Source organism: Streptomyces sp. NPDC058534, from assembly GCF_042717365.1.
In the GTDB taxonomy this organism is placed as follows: Bacteria; Actinomycetota; Actinomycetes; order Streptomycetales; family Streptomycetaceae; genus Streptomyces.
Map to the genome: position 1 here is coordinate 1 of NZ_JBHXNW010000001.1, position 23,857 is coordinate 23,857.

The following is a 23,857-nucleotide window of genomic DNA, read 5'->3' on the forward strand; positions in this document are numbered from 1 at the left end:
GGCGAGCCTCTTTCGTGTCCCGGGTTCGGGCGGCGGTCAGCCCTTCTCGGCGACGGCCTTGTCGGCGACGTCCTTCCGCCCGGTGATCCGCTGCTTGACGAGGGCGACGGCGATGACGAGCGCCGCGACGAGCAGCGACAGCAGCACGGTCGTGCGCCCGCTGTTCTCCGTGTCGGTGAGCATGTAGCCGAGCACGAAGACGATGACGGCGGCGGCCACCCAGGTGAGGTAGGGGAACAGCCACATCCGCACCACCAGCTTCTCCGGCGCCTCCGCCTCGATGATCTTCCGCATCCGCAGCTGTGAGAGGCAGATCACCAGCCAGACGAAGAGGGCCACGGCGCCCGAGGAGTTGACGAGGAAGAGGAAGACGGAGTCCGGGAACTCGTAATTGAAGAAGACGGCGACGAATCCGAACACCACGGACACGAGGATCGCCGTCCGCGGCACGCCCTGCGAGGTCGTCCGGGCGAACGGCTTCGGTGCGTCACCGCGTCGGCCGAGCGAGAAGGCCATGCGGGAGGCGGTGTAGAGCCCGGAGTTCAGGCAGGAGAGCACCGAGGTCAGCACGATGAAGTTCATGATCTGACCGGCGTTCGCGATGCCGAGCGAGTCCAGGGCGGCCACGTACGAGCCCTTGTCGATGATCGACTGCGAGTCCCACGGCAGCAGCGCGACCACGACGAAGATGGAGCCCAGGTAGAAGACGCCGATACGCCAGATGATGCTGTTGGTCGCCTTGGTGACGGCGCGCTGCGGGTCCTCGGACTCACCGGCGGCCAGCGTGGGGATCTCGCTGCCCATGAAGGAGAAGACGACGAGCAGTACGCCGGTCAGGATCGCTCCCGCCCCGTTCGGCAGGAACCCGCCGTGCTCCGTCAGGTTGGCCAGCCCCGCCTGGTCGCTGTCGGCGCCGGGCAGCAGGCCGAAGACGGCCAGCCCGCCGACGACGATGAACGCGGCGATGGCGACGACCTTGATCCCCGCGAACCAGAACTCGAACTCGCCGTAGGAGCCGACGGAGACGAGGTTGGTGGCGGTCAGGATGACCATCACGATCAGGGCCCAGCCCCACTGGGGCACGGCCGGTATCCAGCCTTCGAGGATCACGGCCCCGGCGGTCGCCTCCACGGCCAGGACGACGACCCAGAAGAACCAGTAGAGCCAGCCGATGGTGAACCCGGCCCAGGGGCCGATCGCCCGGTCGGCGTGCGCGGAGAAGGAGCCGGAGGTGGGGTTGGCGGCGGACATCTCCCCGAGCATCCGCATCACCAGCACCACGAGCGTGCCGACGAGGGCGTAGGAGAGCAGGATGCCGGGACCCGCGGTGGCGATTCCCGAGCTGGAGCCGACGAAGAGTCCGGCTCCGATGACACCGCCGATGGCGATCATCGACAGGTGGCGGTTCTTGAGCCCTGCCTGAAGCCCGGGCCCGGGTTCTCCGGGCCCCGCGGGCCCGTCCTCGGGCTTGGTCAAGGTCGGCTGCGAAGTCATGGGGGAGGTTTTCCTTTGCGCCGGTCGTGCACTTTCCCGTACGAGCGGTGTACGAGCCGGACCAGTGAAACGGAGGTGAACGGATTGGGGAACCTCTGAATCCGGATCGTTACTTGAGCTTTGCCTGAGGTTCCATAGTTTCACTCGGCGATTTCAAGGCTGACACCCGACAGGCTCCTCCCCTAGGGCGCATGTCACACTCGTCGCATGCGCGTGTATCTCGGCTCGGACCATGCGGGCTTCGAATTCAAGAACCACCTCGTCGAATGGCTCAAGGCGGCGGGCCACGACCCCGTCGACTGCGGCCCGCACATCTACGACGCCCAGGACGACTACCCGCCCTTCTGCCTCCGCGCCGCCGAGCGGACGGCCGCCGAGCCCGGCGCCCTCGGCATCGTGATCGGCGGCTCCGGCAACGGCGAGCAGATCGCCGCGAACAAGGTGAAGGGCGTGCGCGCGGCGCTGGCCTGGAGCGAGGAGACGGCCGCCCTCGGCCGCCAGCACAACGACGCCAACGTCGTCGCGGTCGGCGCCCGCATGCACACGCGGGACGAGGCGACGAAGTTCGTCGAGACCTTCCTCGCCACCCCGTTCTCCGGCGACGAGCGCCACATCCGCCGCATCGACATGCTCTCGTCCTACGAGACCACGGGCGACCTCCCGCCGGTCCCGGCGCACCACCCGCAGCAGTAGCGCGGGGCGCCTCCGGCGGTGCCTTTCCCCGGCGTGTGTGCGTCGGGGCGGGCACGGCCCGGGGTCAAGATGACGCGCGGCTCCGGGGCGCTGGAACGTGCGCCGGGGCGCTGGAACGTGGGGCCCGGGCAGGTGCTCCAGGGGTGCAGGGGACGGAGTCCCCGCCGGGGGCCGGGGCGGAGCCCCGGGGTGAGTCCCGCCTCTCGACCGACCGAGTCGGGTGGGCAGGTGGGCCAAGGCAAGGAAAGGAAAGGAAAGGACACCGTGCCAGAGGGGCACACCATCCACCGGCTGGCCCAGGACTACGCCGCCGCCTTCGCCCGGACGGCAGTCCACGTCACCAGCCCCCAGGGCAAGTTCGCCGACTCCGCCGCCCTCCTCACCGGCACCCCCCTCGCCCGTACCGAGGCCCACGGCAAGCACCTCTTCCTCGGCTTCGGTGCCGCCGAGCCCGCCGACTGGGTCCACATCCACCTCGGCCTCTTCGGCAAGGTCACCTTCGGCGTGATCCCCGCGCCCCCGCCCACGGACACCGTCCGCCTCCGCCTCGCGAACGACACCGCGTACGTCGACCTCCGCGGCCCCACCACCTGCGCCCTGATCACCGACCCGGAGAAACGGGCGATACACGACCGCCTCGGCCCCGACCCCCTGCGCCCGGACGCCGACCCGACCGCCGCCTACCGCCGAGTCTCCCGCAGCCGCACCACCATCGCCGCCCTGCTCATGGACCAGAAGGTCATCGCCGGCGTCGGGAACGTCTACCGCGCCGAGGTCCTCTTCCGCCACGGCATCGACCCGTACCGTCCCGGCAGGGCCATCACCCCCGCCGAGTGGGACACCATCTGGCACGACCTCACCGCCCTCATGCGCGAGGGCGTCCGGAACAACCGCATCGACACCGTCCGGCCCGAGCACACCCCCGAGGCCATGGGCCGCCCGCCCCGCGTCGACGACCACGGCGGCGAGGTCTACGTCTACCGCCGGGCCAGCCTCTCCTGCCATCTCTGCGGCGACGCGATCCGCACCGCGGACCTCGCCGCCCGCAACCTCTTCTGGTGCCCCACCTGCCAGAAGCGGTAGGGCCCCGCCCTCAGAACCCGTACGGCAGCCACGGCACGACGGCCGACCCGAACCCGACCGACGCCTCCGTCAGCGCCCCGGACCGCACCTCCCGCACCCGCCCGGCCGCGGCCAGCGAGGCCAGGCTCACCCCACCGAGGTAGGCCGCCCCCAACTCCCGTACGGACAGGGCGAGATCCGCCGCTTCGGACGTACGCTCGCAGGACGCGCCCTTGCCGTCGCCGCTCAGCCGCCAACGCCCCGCGTTCCAGGGACAGAAGGCGTCCTCGACCTCGAACACCACGTCCACCGGCGCCTGGTAGGTCCGCGCCGCCAGCGCTGCACCCACGTCCACCAGCCGCACGTACAGCGCGTCCCGCAGCGTCGGCCGGCACCGCCGGATGTCCGACACCTGGTACTGCCACGCCTCGTCGACCGGCCGCCCCCGCGCCGCCAGCGTCGAGGTCAGGTCGATGTCGAACAGGAAGCGCCACAGCGCCGCCTCGGTCGCCGCGTCCAGCCCCGCCAGGTCGTCCAGCACCACCGTCCCCTTGGGCCCCGCCGGCTCCCAGTCCGGCCGCACCCGGAACCGCGCGTACCCGGTGACCTCGCCGTCCCGCCGGGCTACCACGCACTGCAGGGGCGAGGCACCCTCCCGGTCCTTCTCCGGATCGAGCAGCGCCAGCCGGTCCCAGCCCGGCAGCCGGGCCAGCATCCCGGGCCGCCCCGGCACCTGCCGGGCGTACACCGCCTCGCACGCGTCGAGCACGTCGGCGGGCGCCGCGTACGCGAGCCGTACGTCATCCGTGCCCGGCGGCACCGACAGCCGGACCCGGTCCGTGTCGATCTCCGCGTTGACCTGGAAGGTCGCCGCGCCGTACCCGAACCGGCCGTAGATCGCCGGTTCGGAGGCGGTCAGTACGGCCAGCGGCTCGCCCCAGGACCGTACGTCGTCCAACTGCCGTCGCATCATCGACGTCAGCACGCCCCGCCGCCGGTGCGTGGCGGCGACGCTCACCATCGTCACGCCGGCCGCGGCCACCGCCGCACCGCCCGGCACGGTCAGCCGGAAGTCGAACGCCCCCGCCGTACCGACGCACGCGTCGCCCTCCCACACACCGATCGAGCGCTCGACCCGCGTCAGCTCCCGGTACATCGCCGTCTCCTCGGCGGATTCCGGGATCCCGCCGAAGGCACGGATCAGCGATCCGTACCAGATGTCCCATTCGTCGCGCCGCAGTACCCGCGGCCCGGTCGCCATGTCGTCGCCGTCGTTGCCCGTGGAGCGTCCCATGCAGCATGCGTACCAGGGCGGGACGGAGCGGAGCGAGGGAATTTCCGCGGGGTTGCGGTGCGAAGGCCGTTCGTGAAGTTCACTGCGAAGTCGGGCCTCGGACGGGGGACAAGTGGGACCTCCCGTGCCAAGCGGCCGGTCCGATGGATAGGGTCCCGAACTAATGACAGCAGGACGACAGCGGCGCGCGGCCGCCGAGACGTTCCCGGCCCGGTGGAAGAAGCAGTGGCACCGGGCCCGCGTCGGCGTGCGCCGGTCCGCCGTCGACTACTTCCGTGGCGACGGCTCGGACTGGATCGCGCTCGCCGGACTGCTGCTCATGATCCCCGTCATCGCGGCCACCACGATGATGAACTCCGTCTGGTGCGCCCCCTCCGCACTGGTCCTGCCGATCGTCGCGGGCGGTCTGCTGCTGCGCCCGGCAAGCCTGCTCGGCCTGTACGCGGCGGCCGCCACGGCGCTGATCGTGGAGTCGGTGCAGCTCGGCCCCTACACCGAGGGCCCCTCCCGGGTCACCCCCGGCGTGGTCCTGGTCGTCGCGGCCTGCGGTTTCTTCGGGCTGCTCGTCGCCCAGTTCCGCAGCCGGGTCGGCGTGCCCTGGCGGCGCGGCGGCACCATGCTCTTCGACCTGCGCGAACGCATCCGCGTCCAGAGCAAGCTGCCCCAGCTGCCGACCGGCTGGCACCGCGAGATGGCGCTGCGCCCGGCCGGCGGCCAGTCCTTCTCCGGCGACTTCGTCGTCGCCGCCCGCACCAACGGCGGCCGGACGCTGGAGGTGGTCCTCACCGACGTCTCCGGCAAGGGCATGGACGCGGCCTCGCGCGCCCTGCTGCTGTCGGGCGCGTTCGGCGGACTGCTGGGCAGCCTGCCCCCGCACGCCTTCCTGCCGGCCGCCAACGGCTATCTGCTGCGCCAGGACTGGGACGAGGGCTTCGCCACCTCCATCCACCTGGTCCTGGACCTCGACTCCGGCGACTACGAGCTGTACTCCGCAGGACATCCGCCGGGCCTCCAGCTCAGCGCCGGCACCGGCCGCTGGGAGGAGAAGTCGGCCGACGGACCGCTGCTTGGCGTGTACGACGGGGCGCAGTTCGACCAGGTGAAGGGCTCGCTGCGTCCCGGAGACGTGCTGATGCTGTTCACTGACGGCCTGGTGGAGACCTCCGACCGCGACATCTCCGAGGGCATCGACCGGCTCACCGGCGAGGCCGACCGCTATGTCGCGGGCGGCTTCCACGGCGCCGCCTGGCATCTGATCGAGGCGGTGGCCAAGGACGTCAACGACGACCGGGCGCTCCTGCTGATCAGCCGGGAGGGCCTGGTGGCCCAGTCCGCGCCGCCGGCCGCCGACTGACACAGTGGGTCCCGTGTCCCACATCTCTTCACCCACACCACCCCCGCCCCAGCCCACTCCGCGGCTCTCCCCGGCCGAGGTCGAGGCCACCGCCCGGGCCGCCCACGCCGGACAGACCGACAAGGCGGGCCGGCCGTACGCCGAACACCTGCGGGCCGTCGCCGAGGGCGTGCGGCGGCGCGGCGGGGACGACGAGCAGATCGCGGCGGCCTGGCTGCACGACGCCGTCGAGGACGACGCGCTCTCCGAGCGATGGCTGCGCGAGGCCGCGCTGAGCCGCCGTACCAAGGACATCGTCCTCGCCCTCACCAGGCGGCCGGGCGAGGCGCCCGAGGCGTACGCGGCACGGATTCTCGCGACGCCCGGCGCGGCCCTCGTCAAGGCGGCGGACCTGGCGCACAACGCCGACCCGGCGCGCCTCGCGGTCCTCGACGAGGCCACCCGCACGCGGCTGACCGAGAAGTACACGCGGATGCGCGCACTCCTCGGCCTGGTCGAACCGGGTGCCTGGGGCGGGGACGGAACGGGCCGCCCGACCCGTCGCTAGACGGAGACCTTCTCGCCGGCCCTGCTCGGCGCGGTCGCCTCGCGCGCGTCGGCCGGCTCGGTCTTCTTCTCCTGCTCCCTGCGTCCACGGGCGGCCGCACCCGGGTCGCGTTTGAACGCCCAGTCCATCTTCGGCTCCACGACGAACCGCAGGGCCCGCTGGACCGGCTTGGTGCAGAACAGGGTGACGACGGTGGCGCCGAGGACGGTGAGTCCGATCTCGCCGAGCGGCTGGTCCAGCAGGGGCTGCTGGAACCAGTCCGTGTAGCTGCCCTCCTTCACCAGGAAGCCGTGCAGCAGGTAGCCGTAGATCGTGCCCGTGCCGAGCGCCGTGAACCACATGCGGCGGCCCGGCACCCAGGCGAAGAAGCAGGCGGTCAGCACGACCGAGCAGCCGAACAGCGCGAGGGTCACGATGGGCCCGGACCACCAGGGAGCGCCCGTGCCCTGCATGGCGGCGTTGCGGTAGAACCAGCCGGTCTCCATGCGCGGCACCGACCACCAGGCGATGGCCACGGCCGCCGCGACGACCGGCACGGCCATGATCCGCACCGAACGGCGGCGCACCAGCTGGAAGTGCTCGGGGCGCAGCACGAGACCCAGCACGAAGCACGGCAGGAACTGCAGCACCCGCTGCATGTTCAGGTCGTTCCCGACGTTGGGCGTCACGGACGCCAGCGCGGCGATGGCGAGCGCGATCGGCAGCGGCCAGCGGACCGTCTGCCAGATCGGCGTGGTCAGCCGCCAGACGAACAGCGCGCACAGGAACCACAGGAGGTAGGTGGGGTCCAGCAGGCTGAAGTCGCTCTGCGGGTCCTCGCTGAAGCGGCGGTGCAGCGTGTACGCGACCTCGAACACGAGATACGGGACGACGACACCGGTGATCAGCCGCTTGACGCGCTTGGGGCTCAGGTCGAAACTGCGCGAGAAGTAGCCGGAGATGACGATGAACGCCGGCATGTGGAACGTGTACAGGACCCGGTAGAGGGTCTCCACGGTCCGGTTCCCGTCCAGGATCTGTCCCCAGGCGTGCCCGATGCCGACCAGCACGATCGCCAGGTACTTGGCGTTGTCGAAGAACGCGTCACGCCGGGGGCCCGGCTGGGGGCGCTGGGTCTGCCGGTCCGGAGGGGACGGCGTTTTCCGGTCACCGTGCGATCGCAGCGAGCCAGTCATGCAACCCCCCGCCGGAAACTCGGCGAGTCGTCACAGGACCTCGCTGCTCTGGTGGGGGACGGGGCAGCGTAGAACATCTGAGGCACCCTAGCGTTCTCCGTGTGATTCCGTAAAACCCTCGACGTCATTCCTGTTATTCGACTCCCGCGTGTCTGTCGGCTGCCCCGCATTTCACGGAACTCGATGGCTCCGTTCGCGTGACGGCCCCCACATCACCGGGTAGGCCCTACGTAGGCAGGGCACGTCGGGGCCCGCCGGGGCATCCCACTTGTCATGACTCGTCATGACTAAGCACCGCATAAGACCGGCGGGCGACTCCGCTGGAATGTCCCCTTCAATGCGCTTACGGGGCCCGCGGGTGATCCTGTGATCTCCCTGTGATGTGCCCGGCACTGTGGCCGCCACGACAATTCGAAATATCTGCGAACGCGATGTGTGGGCATGGAAACGAACTGGGGGGAATTCCCCGTACGGGTGATCTGTCGAATTGCTGTACGGGGTGCGATCGTTGGGTGGGCCCGCCCGTGGGGGCACCGAGTCACCCGGGAGCCGGCCGGACGATGTGTCACCCGCCGCATAGCGGGGCCCGGTTGGTGGCACGATGGTTCTGGCGGGGGTGTGCGGTGCGGCACCTCCGGGCCGGGAGAGCGTGACCGACCGAGGGTGTGATCAGTTGTGGCCATTTCGCTGTCAGTGGTGCTGCTGTTGGCGATCATCCTGGTGGTGCTGCTGCGGGGAGGTTCCATCAAGGCGGGGCCGGCGATCATCGCGGTCCTCTTCGGCTTCTTCCTCGCCTCGACGGGCATGGCCGACGACATCCAGCGGTTCCTGGACTCGATAGCGGACACGATCAACTCGATCCAGTTCTAGGGAGACCGCCTCCGGGCCCGACCTGGCAGGGGCGCGCCGGGGAAGGTCAGGAGGGCTGCCGCTGCCGCGCCACGAACACGGCCGCGACGACCGAGATCACCAGGAAGAACAGGGCGCCCGCGCCGCTCGTATGCAAGGTCGCACGCGCCCGCTCGCCGTCCTGGAGAGAGCGCAGGTGCTGGGCCGCCGGAAGCATCACCAGCGCCGACAGCGCGCCCAGCAGCAGCGCGAGCACCAGCGACACCAGGAGGGACGTACGAGGCCCCAAGCCACCGTTCCGCCGGTGCGCGCCGGCGGCACCCGCGTTCGACATGCCGTCCAGGGCTCTCACCGTCCGTTCCGTCCGCCGAGTCCGGTCGGGACCCCGGAAAGCGATCAGGGCCAGGTGGAGGAATGATCCTCCGACCTGGCCCTGAGCCGTATGGAGCGGGCGACGGGAATCGAACCCGCGTAGCTAGTTTGGAAGACTAGGGCTCTACCATTGAGCTACGCCCGCACAGCACGCGCCGCAGGTCGGTGACCGCGGCACTGAAGGCATCGTAGCGGGTCGTTCCCCCTCACCGCACACCCCTTCCGGTCCGCGCCTGGCCGGGCCGGACGCACCGGAAACTCTGCGGTACCCGGCGCCCGACGGCATGTACCCTACGTGTCGCACCAGACGGGGTGTGGCGCAGCTTGGTAGCGCGTCCGCTTTGGGAGCGGAAGGCCGTGGGTTCAAATCCCGCCACCCCGACCACCTCGGCCGATCACCGTCGAGTTCCACCGATCCTTCCGGACGGGCACGGGTGATCGCCTTTTGGGCCGTGTAGTCGCTGCCGTTACTATGCAAGCTGCACGCCCGTGTGTCTCAGCGTCTGAAGTCTCCGGGCGGCGAAACTTGCCGGACGCCCTCTGGTTCCGGCAGAACCCAAGAAGTCAGCCACCAAGGAGACCGAACCGTGAAGAGCGCCGTGGAGACCCTCAACCCGACCCGGGTTCGGCTCACTGTCGAGGTGCCCTTCGAGGAGCTCAAGGACAGCCTCGACGCGGCGTACAAGAAGATCAACCAGCAGGTCACGGTGAAGGGCTTCCGCAAGGGCAAGATCCCGGCCCGGGTCATCGACCAGCGGTTCGGCCGCGGTGCGGTGCTGGAGGAGGCGGTCAACGACGCGCTTCCCAAGTTCTACACCGACGCGGTCAACGAGGCCGAGCTGAACCCGCTCGGCCAGCCCGAGGTCGACATCACGGAGCTGAAGGACGGCGAGACGCTGAACTTCACCGCCGAGGTCGACATCCGTCCGACCGTCGAGATCCCGGACTACTCCGGCATCGAGGTGGAGGTCGACGCCGTCGACGTCTCCGACGAGGACATCGAGAAGTCGGTGGAGCAGCTGCGTGAGCGCTTCGCCTCCACCTCCCCGGTCGAGCGCGCCGCCGCCGAGGGCGACGTGGTCACCCTCGACCTGCGGGCCGAGGTCGACGGCGAGGTCCTGGAGGACGGCGTCGCCGACGGCGTCTCCTACACGATCGGCTCCGGCGAGCTGCTGGAAGGCATCGACGACGCCGTGACGGGCCTGGAGGCCGGTGGCGAGACCACCTTCACCTCCGAGCTCAAGGGCGGCTCGGCGGCCGGCAAGGAGGCCCGGGTGACCGTCAAGGTCAGCCAGGTCGCCGCGCGTGAGCTGCCCGAGCTGGACGACGACTTCGCGCAGCTCGCGTCGGAGTTCGACACGCTGGAGGAGGTTCGCGCCGACAGCCGCAAGCGCCTCGCCAACATGAAGCAGTACGACCAGGCCACGCAAGCCCAGGAGCGCGTGCTGGACAAGCTGCTCGAACTGGTCGAGGTCCCCGTCCCCGAGAAGCTCCTCGAGGACGAGGTCAACACCCGTAAGCACAACCTCGAGCACCACCAGCTCGGCCAGATGGGTCTCGACCTGGAGAAGTACCTGGAGCTTCAGGGCAAGACCGCCGAGGAGTTCGAGACCGAGACCCGCGAGGCCGCGGTCAAGGGCATCAAGACCCAGTTCGTCCTCGACGAGCTGGTCAAGCAGGAGAAGCTCAACGTCAGCCAGGAAGAGCTGACCGAGCACCTCATGCGCCGCGCCTCCTCCTCCGGCATGTCCCCCGACCAGTTCGCCCAGGCCGTCGTCGAGCAGGGCCAGGTCCCGCTCCTCGTCGGCGAGGTCGCCCGCGGCAAGGCCCTGGCCGCCGTGGTCGAGAAGGCCACGGTCAAGGACACCAACGGCGAGATCGTCGACCTGGACGACGAGGACGAGGAGACGGAGGCCACGGAGGCCGCCGCCGAGTCCACCGAGTCGGGTGACGAGAAGGCCGAGGAGAAGACCGAGGAGAAGACCGAGGGCTGACCCTCGCGCCGTCTCCGACGGATGTGGAAAGGGCCCCGACGCTCAGTGCCGGGGCCTTTTCGCATTACGGCTGGGCAGCGCAGTCAGGGGCGCGGGGCTGTATCGATGTGCGCCTCCGCCGCGCGGGCGCGACCAGCCACCCACGGACCCGCACCCGGCGACGGCCAGGCACCGTCACGGCGCTACGCCCCCGGCGAACACCGCAGGAACCGGGATGGCGCCGCAGGCCCACCGCGTTAGGGTCCATGAATACGAGGGCAGGGGAGTCCCCGAAAGCGGCTCCAGCCCCGCAGGGAAACGTGAGACGGCCCGGCGCCGTCGTAAGACGAGCAGGTGGATACGTGACGAATCTGATGCCCTCAGCCGCCGGCGAGCCCTCGATCGGTGGCGGCCTCGGCGACCAGGTCTACAACCGGCTGCTCGGCGAGCGGATCATCTTCCTCGGCCAGCCGGTCGACGACGACATCGCCAACAAGATCACCGCACAGCTGCTGCTCCTTGCCGCCGACCCGGACAAGGACATCTTCCTGTACATCAACAGCCCGGGCGGTTCGATCACGGCCGGCATGGCGATCTACGACACCATGCAGTACATCAAGAACGACGTGGTGACGATCGCGATGGGCCTCGCGGCCTCCATGGGGCAGTTCCTGCTCAGCGCGGGCACCCCGGGCAAGCGCTTCGCGCTCCCGAACGCCGAGATCCTGATCCACCAGCCGTCCGCCGGCCTCGCCGGTTCGGCCTCGGACATCAAGATCCACGCCGAGCGGCTGCTGCACACCAAGAAGCGCATGGCCGAGCTGACCTCGCAGCACACCGGTCAGACGATCGAGCAGATCACCCGCGACTCGGACCGCGACCGCTGGTTCGACGCCTTCGAGGCCAAGCAGTACGGCCTCGTCGACGACGTGATCACCACGGCCGCCGGCATGCCGGGCGGTGGCGGCACGGGCGCCTGAGCCATCCCCCGCCCCGAGCCGACCGCCTCAGCCCCTTTACAGGAGACACTGTGAACGACTTCCCCGGCAGCGGCCTGTACGACCGCTCGCGTGCCGAGTACACCGGCCCGTCCGCCGAGTCCCGCTACGTGATCCCGCGCTTCGTCGAGCGCACCTCGCAGGGCGTGCGTGAGTACGACCCGTACGCGAAGCTCTTCGAGGAGCGCGTGATCTTCCTCGGCGTCCAGATCGACGACGCCTCCGCCAACGACGTCATGGCGCAGCTGCTGTGCCTGGAGTCGATGGACCCCGACCGGGACATCTCGGTCTACATCAACAGCCCCGGCGGCTCCTTCACGGCGCTCACGGCCATCTACGACACGATGCAGTACGTGAAGCCGGACATCCAGACGGTCTGCATGGGCCAGGCCGCCTCCGCCGCCGCCGTCCTGTTGGCCGCCGGCACCCCGGGCAAGCGCATGGCGCTCCCGAACGCCCGTGTGCTGATCCACCAGCCGTACAGCGAGACCGGCCGCGGTCAGGTCTCCGACCTGGAGATCGCCGCCAACGAAATCCTCCGGATGCGCTCGCAGCTGGAGGAGATGCTGGCCAAGCACTCCACCACGCCGGTCGAGAAGATCCGCGAGGACATCGAGCGCGACAAGATCCTCACGGCCGAGGACGCGCTGAGCTACGGCCTGATCGACCAGATCATCACCACCCGGAAGATGGACAACTCCTCTCTCCGCTAGGCGGGAGGCTGTATCGTCTGCCGCTCCTTGGCACGGTTTGACGCGATTCACGTCAAAGCGAACCGTGCCAAGGGGGGCCCGGACGGGGGGCCCGGCAAGGTACCGTCGGACATAAGGCAGCACCAGGAGTCCGCTGCACGTTGACGTCAGGTCGACGTCCAGGAGTCTCCCAGGCGAAGGGGAAGCACACCGTGGCACGCATCGGTGACGGCGGCGATCTGCTCAAGTGCTCGTTCTGCGGCAAGAGCCAGAAGCAGGTCAAGAAGCTCATCGCAGGGCCCGGTGTCTATATCTGCGACGAGTGCATCGATCTCTGCAACGAGATCATCGAGGAAGAGCTCGCGGAGACCAGCGAGGTGCGCTGGGAGGAGCTTCCGAAGCCCCGCGAGATCTACGAGTTCCTCGAGGGCTACGTGGTCGGCCAGGAGGCGGCCAAGAAGGCCCTCTCCGTCGCGGTGTACAACCACTACAAGCGGGTCCAGGCCGGTGAGAACGGCGGCGCCCAAGGCCGCGAGGACGCCATCGAGTTGGCGAAGTCCAACATCCTCCTGCTGGGCCCCACGGGCTCCGGCAAGACCCTCCTCGCGCAGACCCTGGCGCGCATGCTGAACGTCCCCTTCGCGATCGCCGACGCCACGGCGCTCACCGAGGCGGGGTACGTCGGCGAGGACGTCGAGAACATCCTGCTGAAGCTGATCCAGGCCGCCGACTACGACGTCAAGAAGGCCGAGACCGGGATCATCTACATCGACGAGATCGACAAGGTCGCGCGGAAGAGTGAAAACCCCTCCATCACGCGCGACGTGTCGGGCGAGGGCGTCCAGCAGGCCCTGCTGAAGATCCTGGAGGGCACCACGGCCTCCGTCCCGCCGCAGGGCGGCCGCAAGCACCCCCACCAGGAGTTCATCCAGATCGACACGACGAACGTCCTGTTCATCGTGGGCGGTGCCTTCGCCGGCCTGGAGAAGATCATCGAGGGCCGGGCGGGCGCCAAGGGCATCGGCTTCGGCGCGCAGATCCGCTCCAAGCGGGAGATCGAGTCCAAGGACCAGTTCGAGCAGGTCATGCCGGAGGACCTGGTCAAGTTCGGCATGATCCCCGAGTTCATCGGCCGGCTCCCGGTCATCACCTCGGTCCACAACCTCGACCGCGAGGCCCTGCTCCAGATCCTGGTCGAGCCGCGCAACGCCCTCGTCAAGCAGTACGAGCGCCTCTTCGAACTCGACGGCGTGGAGCTGGACTTCGAGCGCGAGGCCCTGGAGGCCATCGCCGACCAGGCCATCCTCCGCCAGACCGGCGCCCGCGGCCTGCGCGCCATCATGGAGGAGGTCCTCCAGGGCGTGATGTACGAGGTCCCGTCCCGCAAGGACGTCGCCCGCGTCGTCATCACCGCCGACGTGGTCCTCTCCAACGTCAACCCGACGCTGATCCCCCGGGATTCGCGGGGGCGCGGCTCGGGCGAGCAGAAGACGGCGTAACCGCCGTACGTACGACAGACGCCGAAGGGGCCCCGGTCGACTCCCGACCGGGGCCCCTTCAGCTGTCCGCCTGTCTCAGGCCTTGACGCGGATCTCCTCGCGGAGCTTGGTCGTGATGTCCACGGCGACGTCCTTCGTCACGCCCTTGGTGGCGTCACCGGGGGAAACGACCGCGGCGGTGCTGTAGTCGGCCCACGCGCAGATCCAGTCGGTCTTCTCCTTCTTGGTGAGCGGGTTCTTCCCCTCCACCCCCTGGCACTTCATGACCGCCCCGTCGATGTCGACCGACTCGGGCTCCCCGACCACCTTGCCGCCGCCCGTTCCGCTGCCCGACGAAGAGCTCTTCTCGGACTGCTTCTTGAACTCCGCGAAGAACTTGTCGAGAGTCGCGTCGGGGTCGGAGATCTTCCCGTAGCCGCCGAGGAAGGTGATGCCCTTGGCCGTCGCCATCTCACTCGGGTCGGGAGCGGTCTCCGGGTCCGAGGGGTCGTAGTCGCTGAGGTCCGCAGTGGAGTAGAACCCGGATACCCCCTTGCCGTCTTCGATCCCGGTCTTCGCGAGGTCCTTCGCATCGCTCTCGGAGGACGGCGCGGACTCGTCACCGGCACGCGTGTAGTCGCTCAGGACCGTCGTCGGCGTCGTCAGCTTGTGCGCGCCGTCGTCCTCCAGGCCGCCCGCGCCGCCGCCCCCGCCCAGCACGAAGTACGCGCCCACGCCGATCGCCGCCACGACCGCCACCGCGCCGATGATCAGGCCGGTCTTCTTCTTGCCGCCGCCCGGCGCCGGGGGCTGGGGCATGCCGTAGGGCTGCTGGCCGTACGGGGGCTGCTGGCCGTAGGGCGGCTGTTGGCCGTACGGGGGCTGCTGGCCGTAGGGAGGGGTCTGCGGCGGGACGCCGCCCTGCTGGGGCTGCTGCGGGTAGCCGTAGCCCGGCTGCTGCGGCGGGGGCGTCTGCTGGGGGTAGCCGTAGCCGGGCTGAGGGGCCTGCGGCGGCTGCTGGCCGTACGGGCCCGGCTGGCCGTACGGTCCGGGCTGCTGGGGCTGCCCGCCGTACGGGCCCGGCTGGTTGTGACTCATTCCTGGGTTCCCCTCCAGATGCTTACGTGATGCTGACATCCTGACTCAGACCTGGCGTGCGCAGGTCACCGGGGGCCGCACCGTTACAGAAGAAACGCGTTTCGGGACAGGGCCGTGACGCCCTTAAACTGACCCCCGTGACCGAGAACTCTCAGCAGCCGCAGCCAGCACCCAGCACCGAACTGCCGACCCAGTACGCGCCGGCCGATGTAGAGGGGCAGCTGTACGAGCGCTGGGTAGAACGGGGTTACTTCGAGGCCGACGCCAAGAGCGAGAAGCCTCCGTACACCGTCGTCATCCCCCCGCCTAACGTCACCGGCAGCCTGCACCTCGGGCACGCCTTCGAGCACACGCTCATCGACGCCCTGACCCGCCGCAAGCGCATGCAGGGGTACGAGACGCTGTGGCAGCCCGGCATGGACCACGCCGGCATCGCCACGCAGAACGTCGTCGAGCGGGAGCTGGCCAAGGAGGGCAAGTCCCGGTACGACCTCGGCCGTGAGGCGTTCGTCGAGCGCGTCTGGCAGTGGAAGGGCGAGTCCGGCGGTCAGATCAGCGGCCAGATGCGCCGCCTCGGCGACGCCGTCGACTGGTCCCGTGAGCGCTTCACGATGGACGAGGGCCTCTCCCGGGCCGTCCAGACCATCTTCAAGCGGCTCCACGACGAGGAGCTGATCTACCGCGCCGAGCGCATCATCAACTGGTGCCCGCGCTGCCTGACCGCGATCTCCGACATCGAGGTCGAGTACCAGGACGACGACGGCGAGCTGGTCTCCATGAAGTACGGGGACGGGGACGAGACGATCGTCGTCGCCACCACCCGCGCGGAGACGATGCTCGGTGACACGGCCGTCGCCGTCCACCCCGAGGACGAGCGGTACAAGCACCTGATCGGCAAGCTCATCAAGCTGCCGCTCACCGACCGCTCGATCCCCGTCGTCGCCGACGAGCACGTCGACCCCGAGTTCGGCACCGGCGCCGTCAAGGTGACGCCCGCCCACGACCCCAACGACTTCGAGATCGGCCGGCGCCACGACCTGCCCGCCATCGCGGTCATGGACGAGCACGCCGTCATCACCGCCCACGGCCCCTTCCAGGGCCTGGACCGTCTTGAGGCCCGCTCCACCATCGTCGCCGCGCTGCGCGCCGAGGGCCGGATCGTCGCCGAGAAGCGCCCCTACGTCCACAGCGTCGGCCACTGCTCGCGCTGCAAGACCACCATCGAGCCGCGCCTGTCCATGCAGTGGTGGGTCAAGGTCGGCCCGCTGGCCAAGGCGGCCGGCGACGCGGTCCGCGACGGCAAGGTCAAGATCCATCCGCAGGAGATGGAGAAGCGGTACTTCGACTGGGTCGACAACCTCCACGACTGGTGCATCTCGCGCCAGCTGTGGTGGGGCCACCGCATCCCCGTCTGGTACGGGCCGAACGGCGAGGTCGTCTGCGTCGGTCCCGACGAGGAGCCGCCCAGCGGCGAGGGCTGGCGTCAGGACTCCGACGTCCTCGACACCTGGTTCTCGTCCGGCCTGTGGCCGTTCTCCACGCTCGGCTGGCCCGAACAGACCGAGTCGCTCGCGAAGTTCTACCCGAACTCCGTCCTGGTCACCGGCTACGACATCCTCTTCTTCTGGGTCGCCCGGATGATGATGTTCGGCCTCTACGCGATGGACGGCACCCCGCCGTTCCACACCATCGCCCTGCACGGCATGGTCCGTGACCAGAACGGCAAGAAGATGTCCAAGTCCTTCGGGAACGTCGTCAACCCGCTGGACTGGATGGACAAGTACGGCTCGGATGCCTTGAGGTTCACCCTCGCGCGCGGCGCCAACCCGGGCACCGACGTCCCGATCGGCGAGGACTGGGTCCAGGGCTCCCGGAACTTCGCCAACAAGATCTGGAACGCCACCCGCTTCGCGCTGATGAACGGCGCGACGGTGGACGGCCCGCTGCCGGACGCGTCCGCCATGTCCTCGACCGACCGGTGGATCCTCTCCCGCCTCAACACGGTCGTCGCCGAGGTCGACGCGTACTACGAGGACTACCAGTTCGCGAAGTTGTCCGACGCCCTGTTCCACTTCGCCTGGGACGAGGTCTTCGACTGGTACGTCGAGCTGTCCAAGACGACGTTCCAGGCGGGCGGCGAGGCGGCCGAGGTCAGCAAGCGCGTCCTCGGCGAGGTCCTGGACGTCACGCTGCGGCTGCTGCACCCGGTCGTCCCCTTCGTCACGGAGACCCTGTGGACCACCCTCACCGGTGGTGAGTCGGTCGTGATCGCCTCCTGGCCGTCCACTGTGTTTGTTCCTGGGGCTGACGCCCCGGGCGGCTTCCGGGACGCGGACGCCGAGCGGGAGATCGAGACCGTCCAGTCGGTGATCACCGAGGTCCGCCGCTTCCGCGCCGACCAGGGCCTCCAGCCCGGCCAGCGGGTCCCCGCCCGGCTGACGCTCGCGGGCAGCCCCCTCGCGGCCCACGAGGCGGCCGTCCGCCAGCTGCTCCGCCTCCAGCCGGAGGGCGACGCCTTCACGGCGACGGCCACACTCCCGGTCGCGGGCGTCGAGGTCGCCCTCGACCTCTCCGGCGTGATCGACTTCGCGGCCGAGCGCAAGCGGCTCGCGAAGGACCTCGCCGCCGCCGAGAAGGAGAAGGCCCAGGCCAACGCCAAACTCGGCAACGAGGCGTTCCTCGCCAAGGCCCCGGACAACGTGGTGGACAAAATCCGAGGCCGCCTGACCAAGGCCGACGAGGACATCACCCGAATCCAGACCCAACTGGAAAAGCTGCCGCAGGCGTAACGCCATACGTCAATGAAGGCTCCCGGCACCCTCGCAGGCGCCGGGAGCCTTCACGCCCCTTAAGGGGCGCGGGGCTGTATCGATTTGCGGCTCCGCCGCGTGGGCGCGACAAGCCACGACGGGCCGGCACACGCCACGGGACCTCAACCACCCCACCGTCGGCGACCTCCGTAGACTGGGACCCGTGAGTGACAACCCCGGCGAGAACGACCAGCCCGACCCCGCTGACCCCACCGACCCCTTCGAAGAGATCATCGACGCGGAGACCACCCGCGACCCCGACCTCGCCGTCATCGAGGCCGGCAGCCGCACCCTGCGCACCCAGGGCGGCCCCCCGCAGGCCGACGTACCGGGGCGTCCCGAGGACCCCGAGGTGGACAAGGCCCTGCGCGAGGTCGAGGCGGAGCTCGCGACCCGCTGGGGCGAGACCAAGCTGGAGCCGTCCGTCGCCCGGATCGCCGCGCTGATGGACGTACTGGGCGACCCGCAGCGCTCGTACCCCTCCATCCACATCACGGGGACGAACGGCAAGACCTCCACCGCCCGCATGATCGAGGCCCTGCTCGGCGCCTTCGAGCTGCGCACCGGGCGCTACACCTCGCCGCACGTGCAGTCGGTCACCGAGCGGATCAGCCTGGACGGCGCCGCGATCTCCGCCGAGCGGTTCGTCGAGACGTACGAGGACATCAAGCCGTACGTCGAGATGGTCGACGCGCAGCAGGAGTACCGGCTCTCCTTCTTCGAGGTGCTGACCGGCATGGCGTACGCCGCGTTCGCCGACGCGCCCGTGGACGTCGCCGTCGTCGAGGTCGGGATGGGCGGCTCCTGGGACGCGACCAACGTCATCGACGGGGACGTCGCCGTGGTCACCCCCATCGACCTGGACCACACCGACCGCCTGGGCGAGACGCCCGGCGAGATCGCGACCGAGAAGGCCGGCATCGTCAAGCAGGACGCCACCGTGATCCTGGCCCAGCAGCCGGTGGACGCGGCGCAGGTGCTGCTGAAGAAGGCCGTGGACGTCAACGCCACCGTCGCGCGCGAGGGGCTGGAGTTCGGCGTCGTCTCCCGGCAGGTCGCCGTCGGCGGGCAGCTGATGACCCTGCGCGGTCTCGGCGGCGAGTACCCCGAGGTCTACCTGCCGCTGCACGGCGCCCACCAGGCGCACAACGCCGCCGTCGCGCTGGCCGCCGTCGAGGCGTTCTTCGGCGTCGGCGCGCAGCGTCCCGAGCCGCTGGCCGTCGACACCGTCCGCAAGGCGTTCGCCGCCGTCGCCTCGCCCGGGCGGATGGAGGTGGTGCGGCGCTCGCCGACCGTGGTCCTCGACGCCGCGCACAATCCGGCCGGCGCCAGGGTCACCGCGGAGGCCGTCGGGGAGGCGTTCGAGTTCAGCCGGCTCATCGGCGTGGTCGGCGCGAGCGGCGACAAGAACGTACGGGGCTTCCTGGAGGCCTTCGAGCCGGTCTTCGCCGAGATCGTCGTCACCCAGAACTCCAGCCACCGCGCGATGGACGCCGACGAGCTGGCCGGGATCGCCGTCGAGGTGTTCGGCGAGGACCGCGTCCAGGTCGAGCCGCGGCTGCCGGACGCCCTGGAGGCCGCGATCACGCTGGCCGAGGAGGAGGGCGAGTTCGCGGGCGGCGGTGTCCTCGTCACCGGTTCCGTCATCACCGTCGGCGAGGCCCGACTGCTCCTGGGGAGGGGCTGAGAAACCGTGCGTACGCTCTGTGCTTCCACTCTGATCGGCGAGGTCTTCGTGATCGGCTTCGCCGGCCTGGTCGCCATGAAGGACCCGGACCTGTCCACGGGGACGGTGTGGACGGTCAGCGGCATCGCCATGTTCCTGTGCGTGGCGCTGTGCGGAGCGGTGACCCGGCCGGGCGGCGTCGCCCTCGGCTGGGCGCTCCAGATCGCCCTGATCGCCTCCGGCTTCGTCGTGCCGACGATGTTCTTCCTGGGGGCGGTCTTCGCCGCCCTGTGGTGGGCCTCCGTGCACTACGGGCGGAAGATCGACGAGGCCAAGGCGAGATTCGCCGCCCAGGCCGAGGCCGCCGCGCCCGACGCAGCCTGAGCGGGCCTCCGGGGCATCGCCCGTGCGGGCGCCCCGGGAGCCACCTGACGCTGCGTGACCGGCGCGGCGACACGCCCGGTAACCTCAGTCATCACCCGCACAACCGCACACCTCCAAGGGAGCCCCTCGTGACGCAGCGCAGCCTCGTCCTCCTCAAGCCCGACGCCGTCCGTCGTGGCCTGACCGGCGAGATCATCAGCCGTATCGAGCGCAAGGCCGGCTGGCAGATCACCGCGCTGGAACTGCGCACCCTGGACGCCGAGACCCTGGAGCAGCACTACGGCGAGCACAAGGGCAAGCCCTTCTACGAGCCGCTGGTCGCGTTCATGGCGTCCGGCCCGGTCGTCGCCCTGGTCGTCGAGGGCGAGCGGGTCATCGAGGGCGTGCGCGCGCTGGCCGGCCCCACCGACCCGATCGCCGCCGCCCCCGGCTCCATCCGCGGTGACTTCGGTGTCATCGTCCGGGAGAACCTGATCCACGCCTCCGACTCCGAGGAGTCCGCCGAGCGCGAGCTGAAGATCTTCTTCCCGGGCCGGGTCTGAGTCCTCTCCGGGACCGCCGGACACCCTTTTTCTGACAGCACGTCAGTCGAACGGCCCAGGCGGAGCAGGGGGCGGTCGCGTCAAAAGCGGCCGCCCTATGGCATATGCGCGCCTGATCGGGGGAACGGATCCCACCGTTGGCCCGTCTCCACAAGCGAGGCGGTGCGCCATCTGCTGACAATGGCGAAGACCCTCGCGCAGTGTTCGCGAAAGCGCGTCTACGATAGAAGCCTCCACGCGTCACTGCACCCACTTCGCCTACCTGAAAAGCCCTCAAAAGCTCCTGGGAAGGCCAGTCGAATCCTGATGGGGAACTCAATGTCGTTCATCGGCCGTGACATGGCTGTCGACCTCGGGACCGCCAACACGCTGGTGTACGTCAGGGGTCGCGGGATCGTACTCAACGAGCCGTCCGTCGTCGCGATCAACACCAACACCGGTGGCATCCTCGCGGTCGGCGCCGAAGCGAAGAAGATGATCGGGCGCACGCCCGGCAACATCGTTGCCGTGCGTCCGCTGAAGGACGGCGTCATCGCCGACTTCGAGATCACCGAGCGGATGCTCCGCTACTTCATCCTGAAGATCCACAAGCGGCGGTATCTGGCTCGTCCGCGGGTCGTCGTCTGTGTGCCCTCGGGCATCACGGGCGTCGAGCGCCGCGCCGTCATCGAGGCGTCGTCCCAGGCCGGCGCCCGGCAGGTGCACATCATCGAGGAGCCCATGGCCGCGGCCATCGGCTCCGGCCTGCCGGTCCACGAGGCCACGGGCAACATGGTGGTGGACATCGGCGGCGGCACCACGGAGGTCGCGGTCATCTCGCTCGGCGGCATCGTCACGGCCCAGTCCATCCGCGTCGCGGGTGACGAGCTGGACAACGCGATCATCCAGCACGTGAAGAAGGAGTACAGCCTTCTGCTGGGTGAGCGCACGTCCGAACAGATCAAGATCACGATCGGTTCCGCGTACGACCTCGACTCCGACGAGCACACCGAAATCCGCGGCCGGGACCTGGTCTCCGGCCTGCCCAAGACCGTCGTCATCTCCGCCGCCGAAGTGCGCAAGGCGATCGAGGAGCCGGTCAACGCGATCGTCGACGCCGTCAAGACGACCCTCGACAAGTGTCCGCCGGAGCTGTCCGGCGACATCATGGACCGGGGCATCGTCCTGACCGGCGGCGGCGCGCTGCTGCGCGGGCTCGACGAGCGGCTGCGCCGGGAGACCGGAATGCCGATCCACATCGCCGAGGACCCGCTGGACAGCGTGGCGCTCGGCTCCGGCAAGTGCGTCGAGGAGTTCGAGGCGCTCCAGCAGGTGCTGGACGCCTCGCCCCGCAGATGACGTAACACTTCGGTTCCGCCGTACGAGACGATCTCCTCTCGTGCGGCGGATCGTTGATATAGAGGGTTCCAGTACCGGACGTACCTGAAGCGCACGATGCACCGCACGTACCGCGAAGTGCCGAATCACCTGAATTCCTGAACACAGCAACGTAAATTCCGAGATTCCCGAATTTCGACGAGGAAGGCACGGCCGCCGCACGTGAGGGACACGAAAGAGAGCCGGCTGCTCCTGGTACTGCTGATCGCCGTCGCGTTCGCGCTGATCACGGTGGACATCCGCGGTGGGGAGGACTCGCCGGTCGACGGTGCCCGGCAGGCCGCGGCCACCGTCTTCGGCCCGATCGAGAACGGGGTGTCGTCCGCGGTCGACCCGGTCGGCAACGCGGTCTCCGCGATCCGCGACTCCGGCGACCGGCACGACCGCCTCGCCGAGCTGGAGACGCAGAACGCGGCCCTGAAGGCGAAACTCGGAAGCGACGAGCGCGGCCGCAGCCGGCTCAAGCAGTTCGACAAGATGCTCGGGCTGGCCGGCGCCGGTCAGTACGGGATCAAGGGTGCCCAGGTCATCGCCATAGGAGCCGCCCAGGGCTTCTCGTGGACCATCACCATCGACATCGGTGCCAATGACGGCATCAAGCGCGACATGACCGTCCTCAACGGCGACGGCCTCGTCGGACGCGTCACCACCGTCGGCCCGAACACCGCCACCGTACTGCTCGCCAACGACCCGGACTTCACCGTCGGCACCCGGATGGAGTCCGGCGACGAACTCGGCTTCGCCGCCGGCCAGGGCAGCCGCCCGCTGCGGGTCGAGCTCCTCAACGGCAAGGCCGACGTCAAGAAGGGCGACCGGCTGGTCACCTTCGGCTCCCAGGCCGACCGGCCGTTCGTGCCCGGCGTACCCGTCGGCACCGTCTCCCGCGTCGACCCCAACGGCGGCGACCTCACCCGCATCCTCGAAGTCACGCCGTTCGTCAGCTTCACCAAGCTCGACATCATCGGCGTCGTCGTCCAGGCCCCGCAGAAGGACCCGCGGGACACGGTGCTCCCGGAGAAGTCGAAGCCGAAGCCCACCCCGACCGTGACGGTCACCGCGACCCCGTCCGCCGGGGCCGACCCCGAGGGCCAGACGCAGAACGGCCAGGACGAGCAGTCGCAACAGGACGAGCAGTCGCAACAGGACCAGCAGTCGCAACAGGACGAGCAGTCGCAACAGGACCAGCAGTCACAGCAGAACGACCAGACAGAGCAGAACGAGCAGACCGAGCAGTAGGAGTTCTCACCCCATGCGCGTCAACCGGATCCTGCTGTCCGTCGCCCTGGTCGTCGTCGCCCTGGTGCTCCAGGTCAGCGTTCTCGCCCGCCTCCACCTGCCCGGCGCCGTCCCCGACCTGCTGCTGCTCACCGTCCTCGGCCTCGCCCTGGTCTACGGCCATGTCGGCGGCGCCCTCGTCGGCTTCGGCGCCGGACTCCTCGCCGACCTCGCCCCGCCCGCCGACCACGCGGCCGGCCGCTACGCCCTGGTGCTCTGCGTCATCGGCTACCTCGCCGGACTCGCCAAACCGGACAACGGCCGGCTCAGGTCGGCCACCGGCCCCATGGTCGTGGTCGTCGCCGCCGCCGTCGGCACCACCCTGCTCTACGCCGGCGTCGGCGCCCTGGTCGGCGACACCGCCGCCCGCCATGTCGGCCTGCCCAGCCTGCTGTTCACGGCCGCCCTGTACGACCTGCTGCTCGCGCCCTTCGTCGTCCCCGGCATCATGGCGCTCGCCCGGCGCGCCGAGAACGACCCGCTGGCCGACACCAACGCCGCCGCCCAGAGCCCCGACATCTCCTCCGGCTGGCTCTCCGGCGGCACCGGCCTGCGCATCGGCAGACAGCGCGGCGGGCTGCGGATGAAGACCGCGCGGGCACGCGTGGCCCGGGCCGGACGCATCAAGGGGGTCAAGCGGCTGTGACGACGCGCCAGCAGACAGGGAACCAGCACATCGCGAGAGGGCGCCAGAAGTGACCAACGCCCACCCGTCGCCCACCAC

20 protein-coding genes, 2 tRNA genes and 1 pseudogene are annotated in these 23,857 nt (G+C 69.7%); 17 read left to right on the top strand and 6 right to left on the bottom strand.

The genetic code is table 11. From position 1 onward, the window contains the following. Window positions 1-36: 36 nt before the first annotated feature. Window positions 37-1,494 (bottom strand): amino acid permease, encoded by a 1,458-nt coding sequence (locus tag ACFWR9_RS00005; protein ID WP_383832992.1) that lies wholly within the window; start codon window positions 1,492-1,494, stop codon window positions 37-39. Window positions 1,495-1,701: 207 nt separating this feature from the next. On the opposite strand from ACFWR9_RS00005, the gene ACFWR9_RS00010 reads away from it, so the two are divergent. Beyond that, window positions 1,702-2,187: a ribose-5-phosphate isomerase gene (locus ACFWR9_RS00010; protein WP_383832995.1), complete on the top strand. Its 486-nt coding sequence runs from the start codon at window positions 1,702-1,704 to the stop codon at window positions 2,185-2,187. A gap of 264 nt (window positions 2,188-2,451) precedes the next feature. Next, the gene (locus tag ACFWR9_RS00015; RefSeq protein ID WP_383832997.1) at window positions 2,452-3,270 is read left to right on the top strand and encodes an Fpg/Nei family DNA glycosylase; all 819 of its coding nucleotides are present in this window, start codon (window positions 2,452-2,454) and stop codon (window positions 3,268-3,270) included. A gap of 10 nt (window positions 3,271-3,280) precedes the next feature. Here ACFWR9_RS00015 and ACFWR9_RS00020 read toward each other — a convergent pair whose 3' ends face one another. Next, complete coding sequence (locus tag ACFWR9_RS00020) at window positions 3,281-4,543, bottom strand: GNAT family N-acetyltransferase (protein WP_383833000.1); 1,263 nt, start codon at window positions 4,541-4,543, stop codon at window positions 3,281-3,283. A 163-nt stretch (window positions 4,544-4,706) separates the two neighbouring features. Between ACFWR9_RS00020 and ACFWR9_RS00025 the strand changes: the two genes are divergently transcribed. Together ACFWR9_RS00025 and ACFWR9_RS00030 are read left to right on the top strand one after the other, a co-directional pair. Next, complete coding sequence (locus tag ACFWR9_RS00025; protein ID WP_383833003.1) at window positions 4,707-5,897, top strand: PP2C family protein-serine/threonine phosphatase; 1,191 nt, start codon at window positions 4,707-4,709, stop codon at window positions 5,895-5,897. Window positions 5,898-5,919: 22 nt separating this feature from the next. Then, window positions 5,920-6,444, top strand: a complete 525-nt coding sequence (locus tag ACFWR9_RS00030) for an HD domain-containing protein (RefSeq protein WP_383833524.1) — start codon at window positions 5,920-5,922, stop codon at window positions 6,442-6,444. On the opposite strand, the gene ACFWR9_RS00035 is transcribed toward ACFWR9_RS00030, so the two are convergent. Beyond that, window positions 6,441-7,619 (bottom strand): acyltransferase family protein, encoded by a 1,179-nt coding sequence (locus ACFWR9_RS00035; protein ID WP_383833006.1) that lies wholly within the window; start codon window positions 7,617-7,619, stop codon window positions 6,441-6,443. The genes ACFWR9_RS00030 and ACFWR9_RS00035 overlap by 4 nt on opposite strands. 675 nt (window positions 7,620-8,294) lie before the next feature. Between ACFWR9_RS00035 and ACFWR9_RS00040 the strand changes: the two genes are divergently transcribed. Beyond that, complete coding sequence (locus ACFWR9_RS00040; RefSeq protein WP_383833009.1) at window positions 8,295-8,489, top strand: hypothetical protein; 195 nt, start codon at window positions 8,295-8,297, stop codon at window positions 8,487-8,489. A 118-nt stretch (window positions 8,490-8,607) separates the two neighbouring features. Here the strand turns inward: ACFWR9_RS00040 and ACFWR9_RS00045 are convergent. After that, window positions 8,608-8,802 (bottom strand): annotated as a pseudogene (locus ACFWR9_RS00045) (hypothetical protein); the annotation flags it as partial. Between the two features lie 109 nt (window positions 8,803-8,911). Further along, window positions 8,912-8,985: transfer RNA gene (locus ACFWR9_RS00050), tRNA-Gly, on the bottom strand. A gap of 163 nt (window positions 8,986-9,148) precedes the next feature. Here ACFWR9_RS00050 and ACFWR9_RS00055 point away from each other — a divergent pair. The 5 genes from ACFWR9_RS00055 to clpX all read left to right on the top strand — a co-directional run bounded on the left by ACFWR9_RS00055 (window position 9,149) and on the right by clpX (window position 14,002). After that, a tRNA-Pro gene (locus tag ACFWR9_RS00055) sits at window positions 9,149-9,225 on the top strand. A gap of 202 nt (window positions 9,226-9,427) precedes the next feature. Further along, window positions 9,428-10,834 carry a trigger factor gene (tig, locus tag ACFWR9_RS00060; RefSeq protein WP_383833012.1) on the top strand — a complete coding sequence of 469 codons (1,407 nt, stop codon included), beginning with the start codon at window positions 9,428-9,430 and terminating at the stop codon, window positions 10,832-10,834. 353 nt (window positions 10,835-11,187) lie between these two features. Then, on the top strand, window positions 11,188-11,793 hold the full coding sequence (locus ACFWR9_RS00065) for an ATP-dependent Clp protease proteolytic subunit (RefSeq protein WP_383833527.1): 606 nt from the start codon (window positions 11,188-11,190) through the stop codon (window positions 11,791-11,793). A gap of 50 nt (window positions 11,794-11,843) precedes the next feature. Further along, a complete protein-coding gene (locus tag ACFWR9_RS00070; RefSeq protein ID WP_122620117.1) occupies window positions 11,844-12,524 on the top strand; it encodes an ATP-dependent Clp protease proteolytic subunit in 681 nt (226 codons plus the stop codon). Window positions 12,525-12,715: 191 nt separating this feature from the next. Beyond that, window positions 12,716-14,002, top strand: coding sequence for an ATP-dependent Clp protease ATP-binding subunit ClpX (gene clpX, locus ACFWR9_RS00075; protein WP_122620118.1), 1,287 nt, complete (start codon window positions 12,716-12,718; stop codon window positions 14,000-14,002). A 75-nt stretch (window positions 14,003-14,077) separates the two neighbouring features. On the opposite strand, the gene ACFWR9_RS00080 is transcribed toward clpX, so the two are convergent. Next, the gene (locus tag ACFWR9_RS00080) at window positions 14,078-15,079 is read right to left on the bottom strand and encodes a hypothetical protein (protein WP_383833016.1); all 1,002 of its coding nucleotides are present in this window, start codon (window positions 15,077-15,079) and stop codon (window positions 14,078-14,080) included. A gap of 137 nt (window positions 15,080-15,216) precedes the next feature. Between ACFWR9_RS00080 and ACFWR9_RS00085 the strand changes: the two genes are divergently transcribed. The 7 genes from ACFWR9_RS00085 (at window position 15,217) to mreD (ending at window position 23,779) form a co-directional block, all read left to right on the top strand. Then, complete coding sequence (locus ACFWR9_RS00085; protein ID WP_383833019.1) at window positions 15,217-17,868, top strand: valine--tRNA ligase; 2,652 nt, start codon at window positions 15,217-15,219, stop codon at window positions 17,866-17,868. A gap of 184 nt (window positions 17,869-18,052) precedes the next feature. Beyond that, the gene (locus ACFWR9_RS00090; RefSeq protein ID WP_383833022.1) at window positions 18,053-19,576 is read left to right on the top strand and encodes a bifunctional folylpolyglutamate synthase/dihydrofolate synthase; all 1,524 of its coding nucleotides are present in this window, start codon (window positions 18,053-18,055) and stop codon (window positions 19,574-19,576) included. A gap of 6 nt (window positions 19,577-19,582) precedes the next feature. Further along, the gene (locus tag ACFWR9_RS00095) at window positions 19,583-19,939 is read left to right on the top strand and encodes a DUF4233 domain-containing protein (RefSeq protein WP_376348902.1); all 357 of its coding nucleotides are present in this window, start codon (window positions 19,583-19,585) and stop codon (window positions 19,937-19,939) included. A gap of 128 nt (window positions 19,940-20,067) precedes the next feature. Then, entirely contained in the window at window positions 20,068-20,481 is a 414-nt protein-coding gene (gene ndk / locus ACFWR9_RS00100; RefSeq protein ID WP_383833025.1) for a nucleoside-diphosphate kinase, read from the top strand. 318 nt (window positions 20,482-20,799) lie between these two features. Next, complete coding sequence (locus ACFWR9_RS00105; protein ID WP_383833027.1) at window positions 20,800-21,819, top strand: rod shape-determining protein; 1,020 nt, start codon at window positions 20,800-20,802, stop codon at window positions 21,817-21,819. 201 nt (window positions 21,820-22,020) lie between these two features. Further along, window positions 22,021-23,094, top strand: a complete 1,074-nt coding sequence (gene mreC / locus ACFWR9_RS00110; protein WP_383833030.1) for a rod shape-determining protein MreC — start codon at window positions 22,021-22,023, stop codon at window positions 23,092-23,094. 13 nt (window positions 23,095-23,107) lie between these two features. Then, a complete protein-coding gene (gene mreD / locus ACFWR9_RS00115) occupies window positions 23,108-23,779 on the top strand; it encodes a rod shape-determining protein MreD (protein WP_383833033.1) in 672 nt (223 codons plus the stop codon). Window positions 23,780-23,857 lie beyond the last annotated feature (78 nt).

Bases quoted from the DNA above. Each gene is read 5' to 3' on its own strand.
- ACFWR9_RS00020 (WP_383833000.1), bottom strand. From the start codon at position 4,543: ATGGGACGCTCCACGGGCAACGACGGCGACGACATGGCGACCGGGCCG.
- ACFWR9_RS00005 (WP_383832992.1), bottom strand. From the start codon at position 1,494: ATGACTTCGCAGCCGACCTTGACCAAGCCCGAGGACGGGCCCGCGGGG.
- ACFWR9_RS00035 (WP_383833006.1), bottom strand. From the start codon at position 7,619: ATGACTGGCTCGCTGCGATCGCACGGTGACCGGAAAACGCCGTCCCCT.
- ACFWR9_RS00080 (WP_383833016.1), bottom strand. From the start codon at position 15,079: ATGAGTCACAACCAGCCGGGCCCGTACGGCGGGCAGCCCCAGCAGCCC.
- ACFWR9_RS00065 (WP_383833527.1), top strand. From the start codon at position 11,188: ATGCCCTCAGCCGCCGGCGAGCCCTCGATCGGTGGCGGCCTCGGCGAC.
- ACFWR9_RS00025 (WP_383833003.1), top strand. From the start codon at position 4,707: ATGACAGCAGGACGACAGCGGCGCGCGGCCGCCGAGACGTTCCCGGCC.
- mreD (WP_383833033.1), top strand. From the start codon at position 23,108: ATGCGCGTCAACCGGATCCTGCTGTCCGTCGCCCTGGTCGTCGTCGCC.
- ACFWR9_RS00010 (WP_383832995.1), top strand. From the start codon at position 1,702: ATGCGCGTGTATCTCGGCTCGGACCATGCGGGCTTCGAATTCAAGAAC.
- ACFWR9_RS00105 (WP_383833027.1), top strand. From the start codon at position 20,800: ATGTCGTTCATCGGCCGTGACATGGCTGTCGACCTCGGGACCGCCAAC.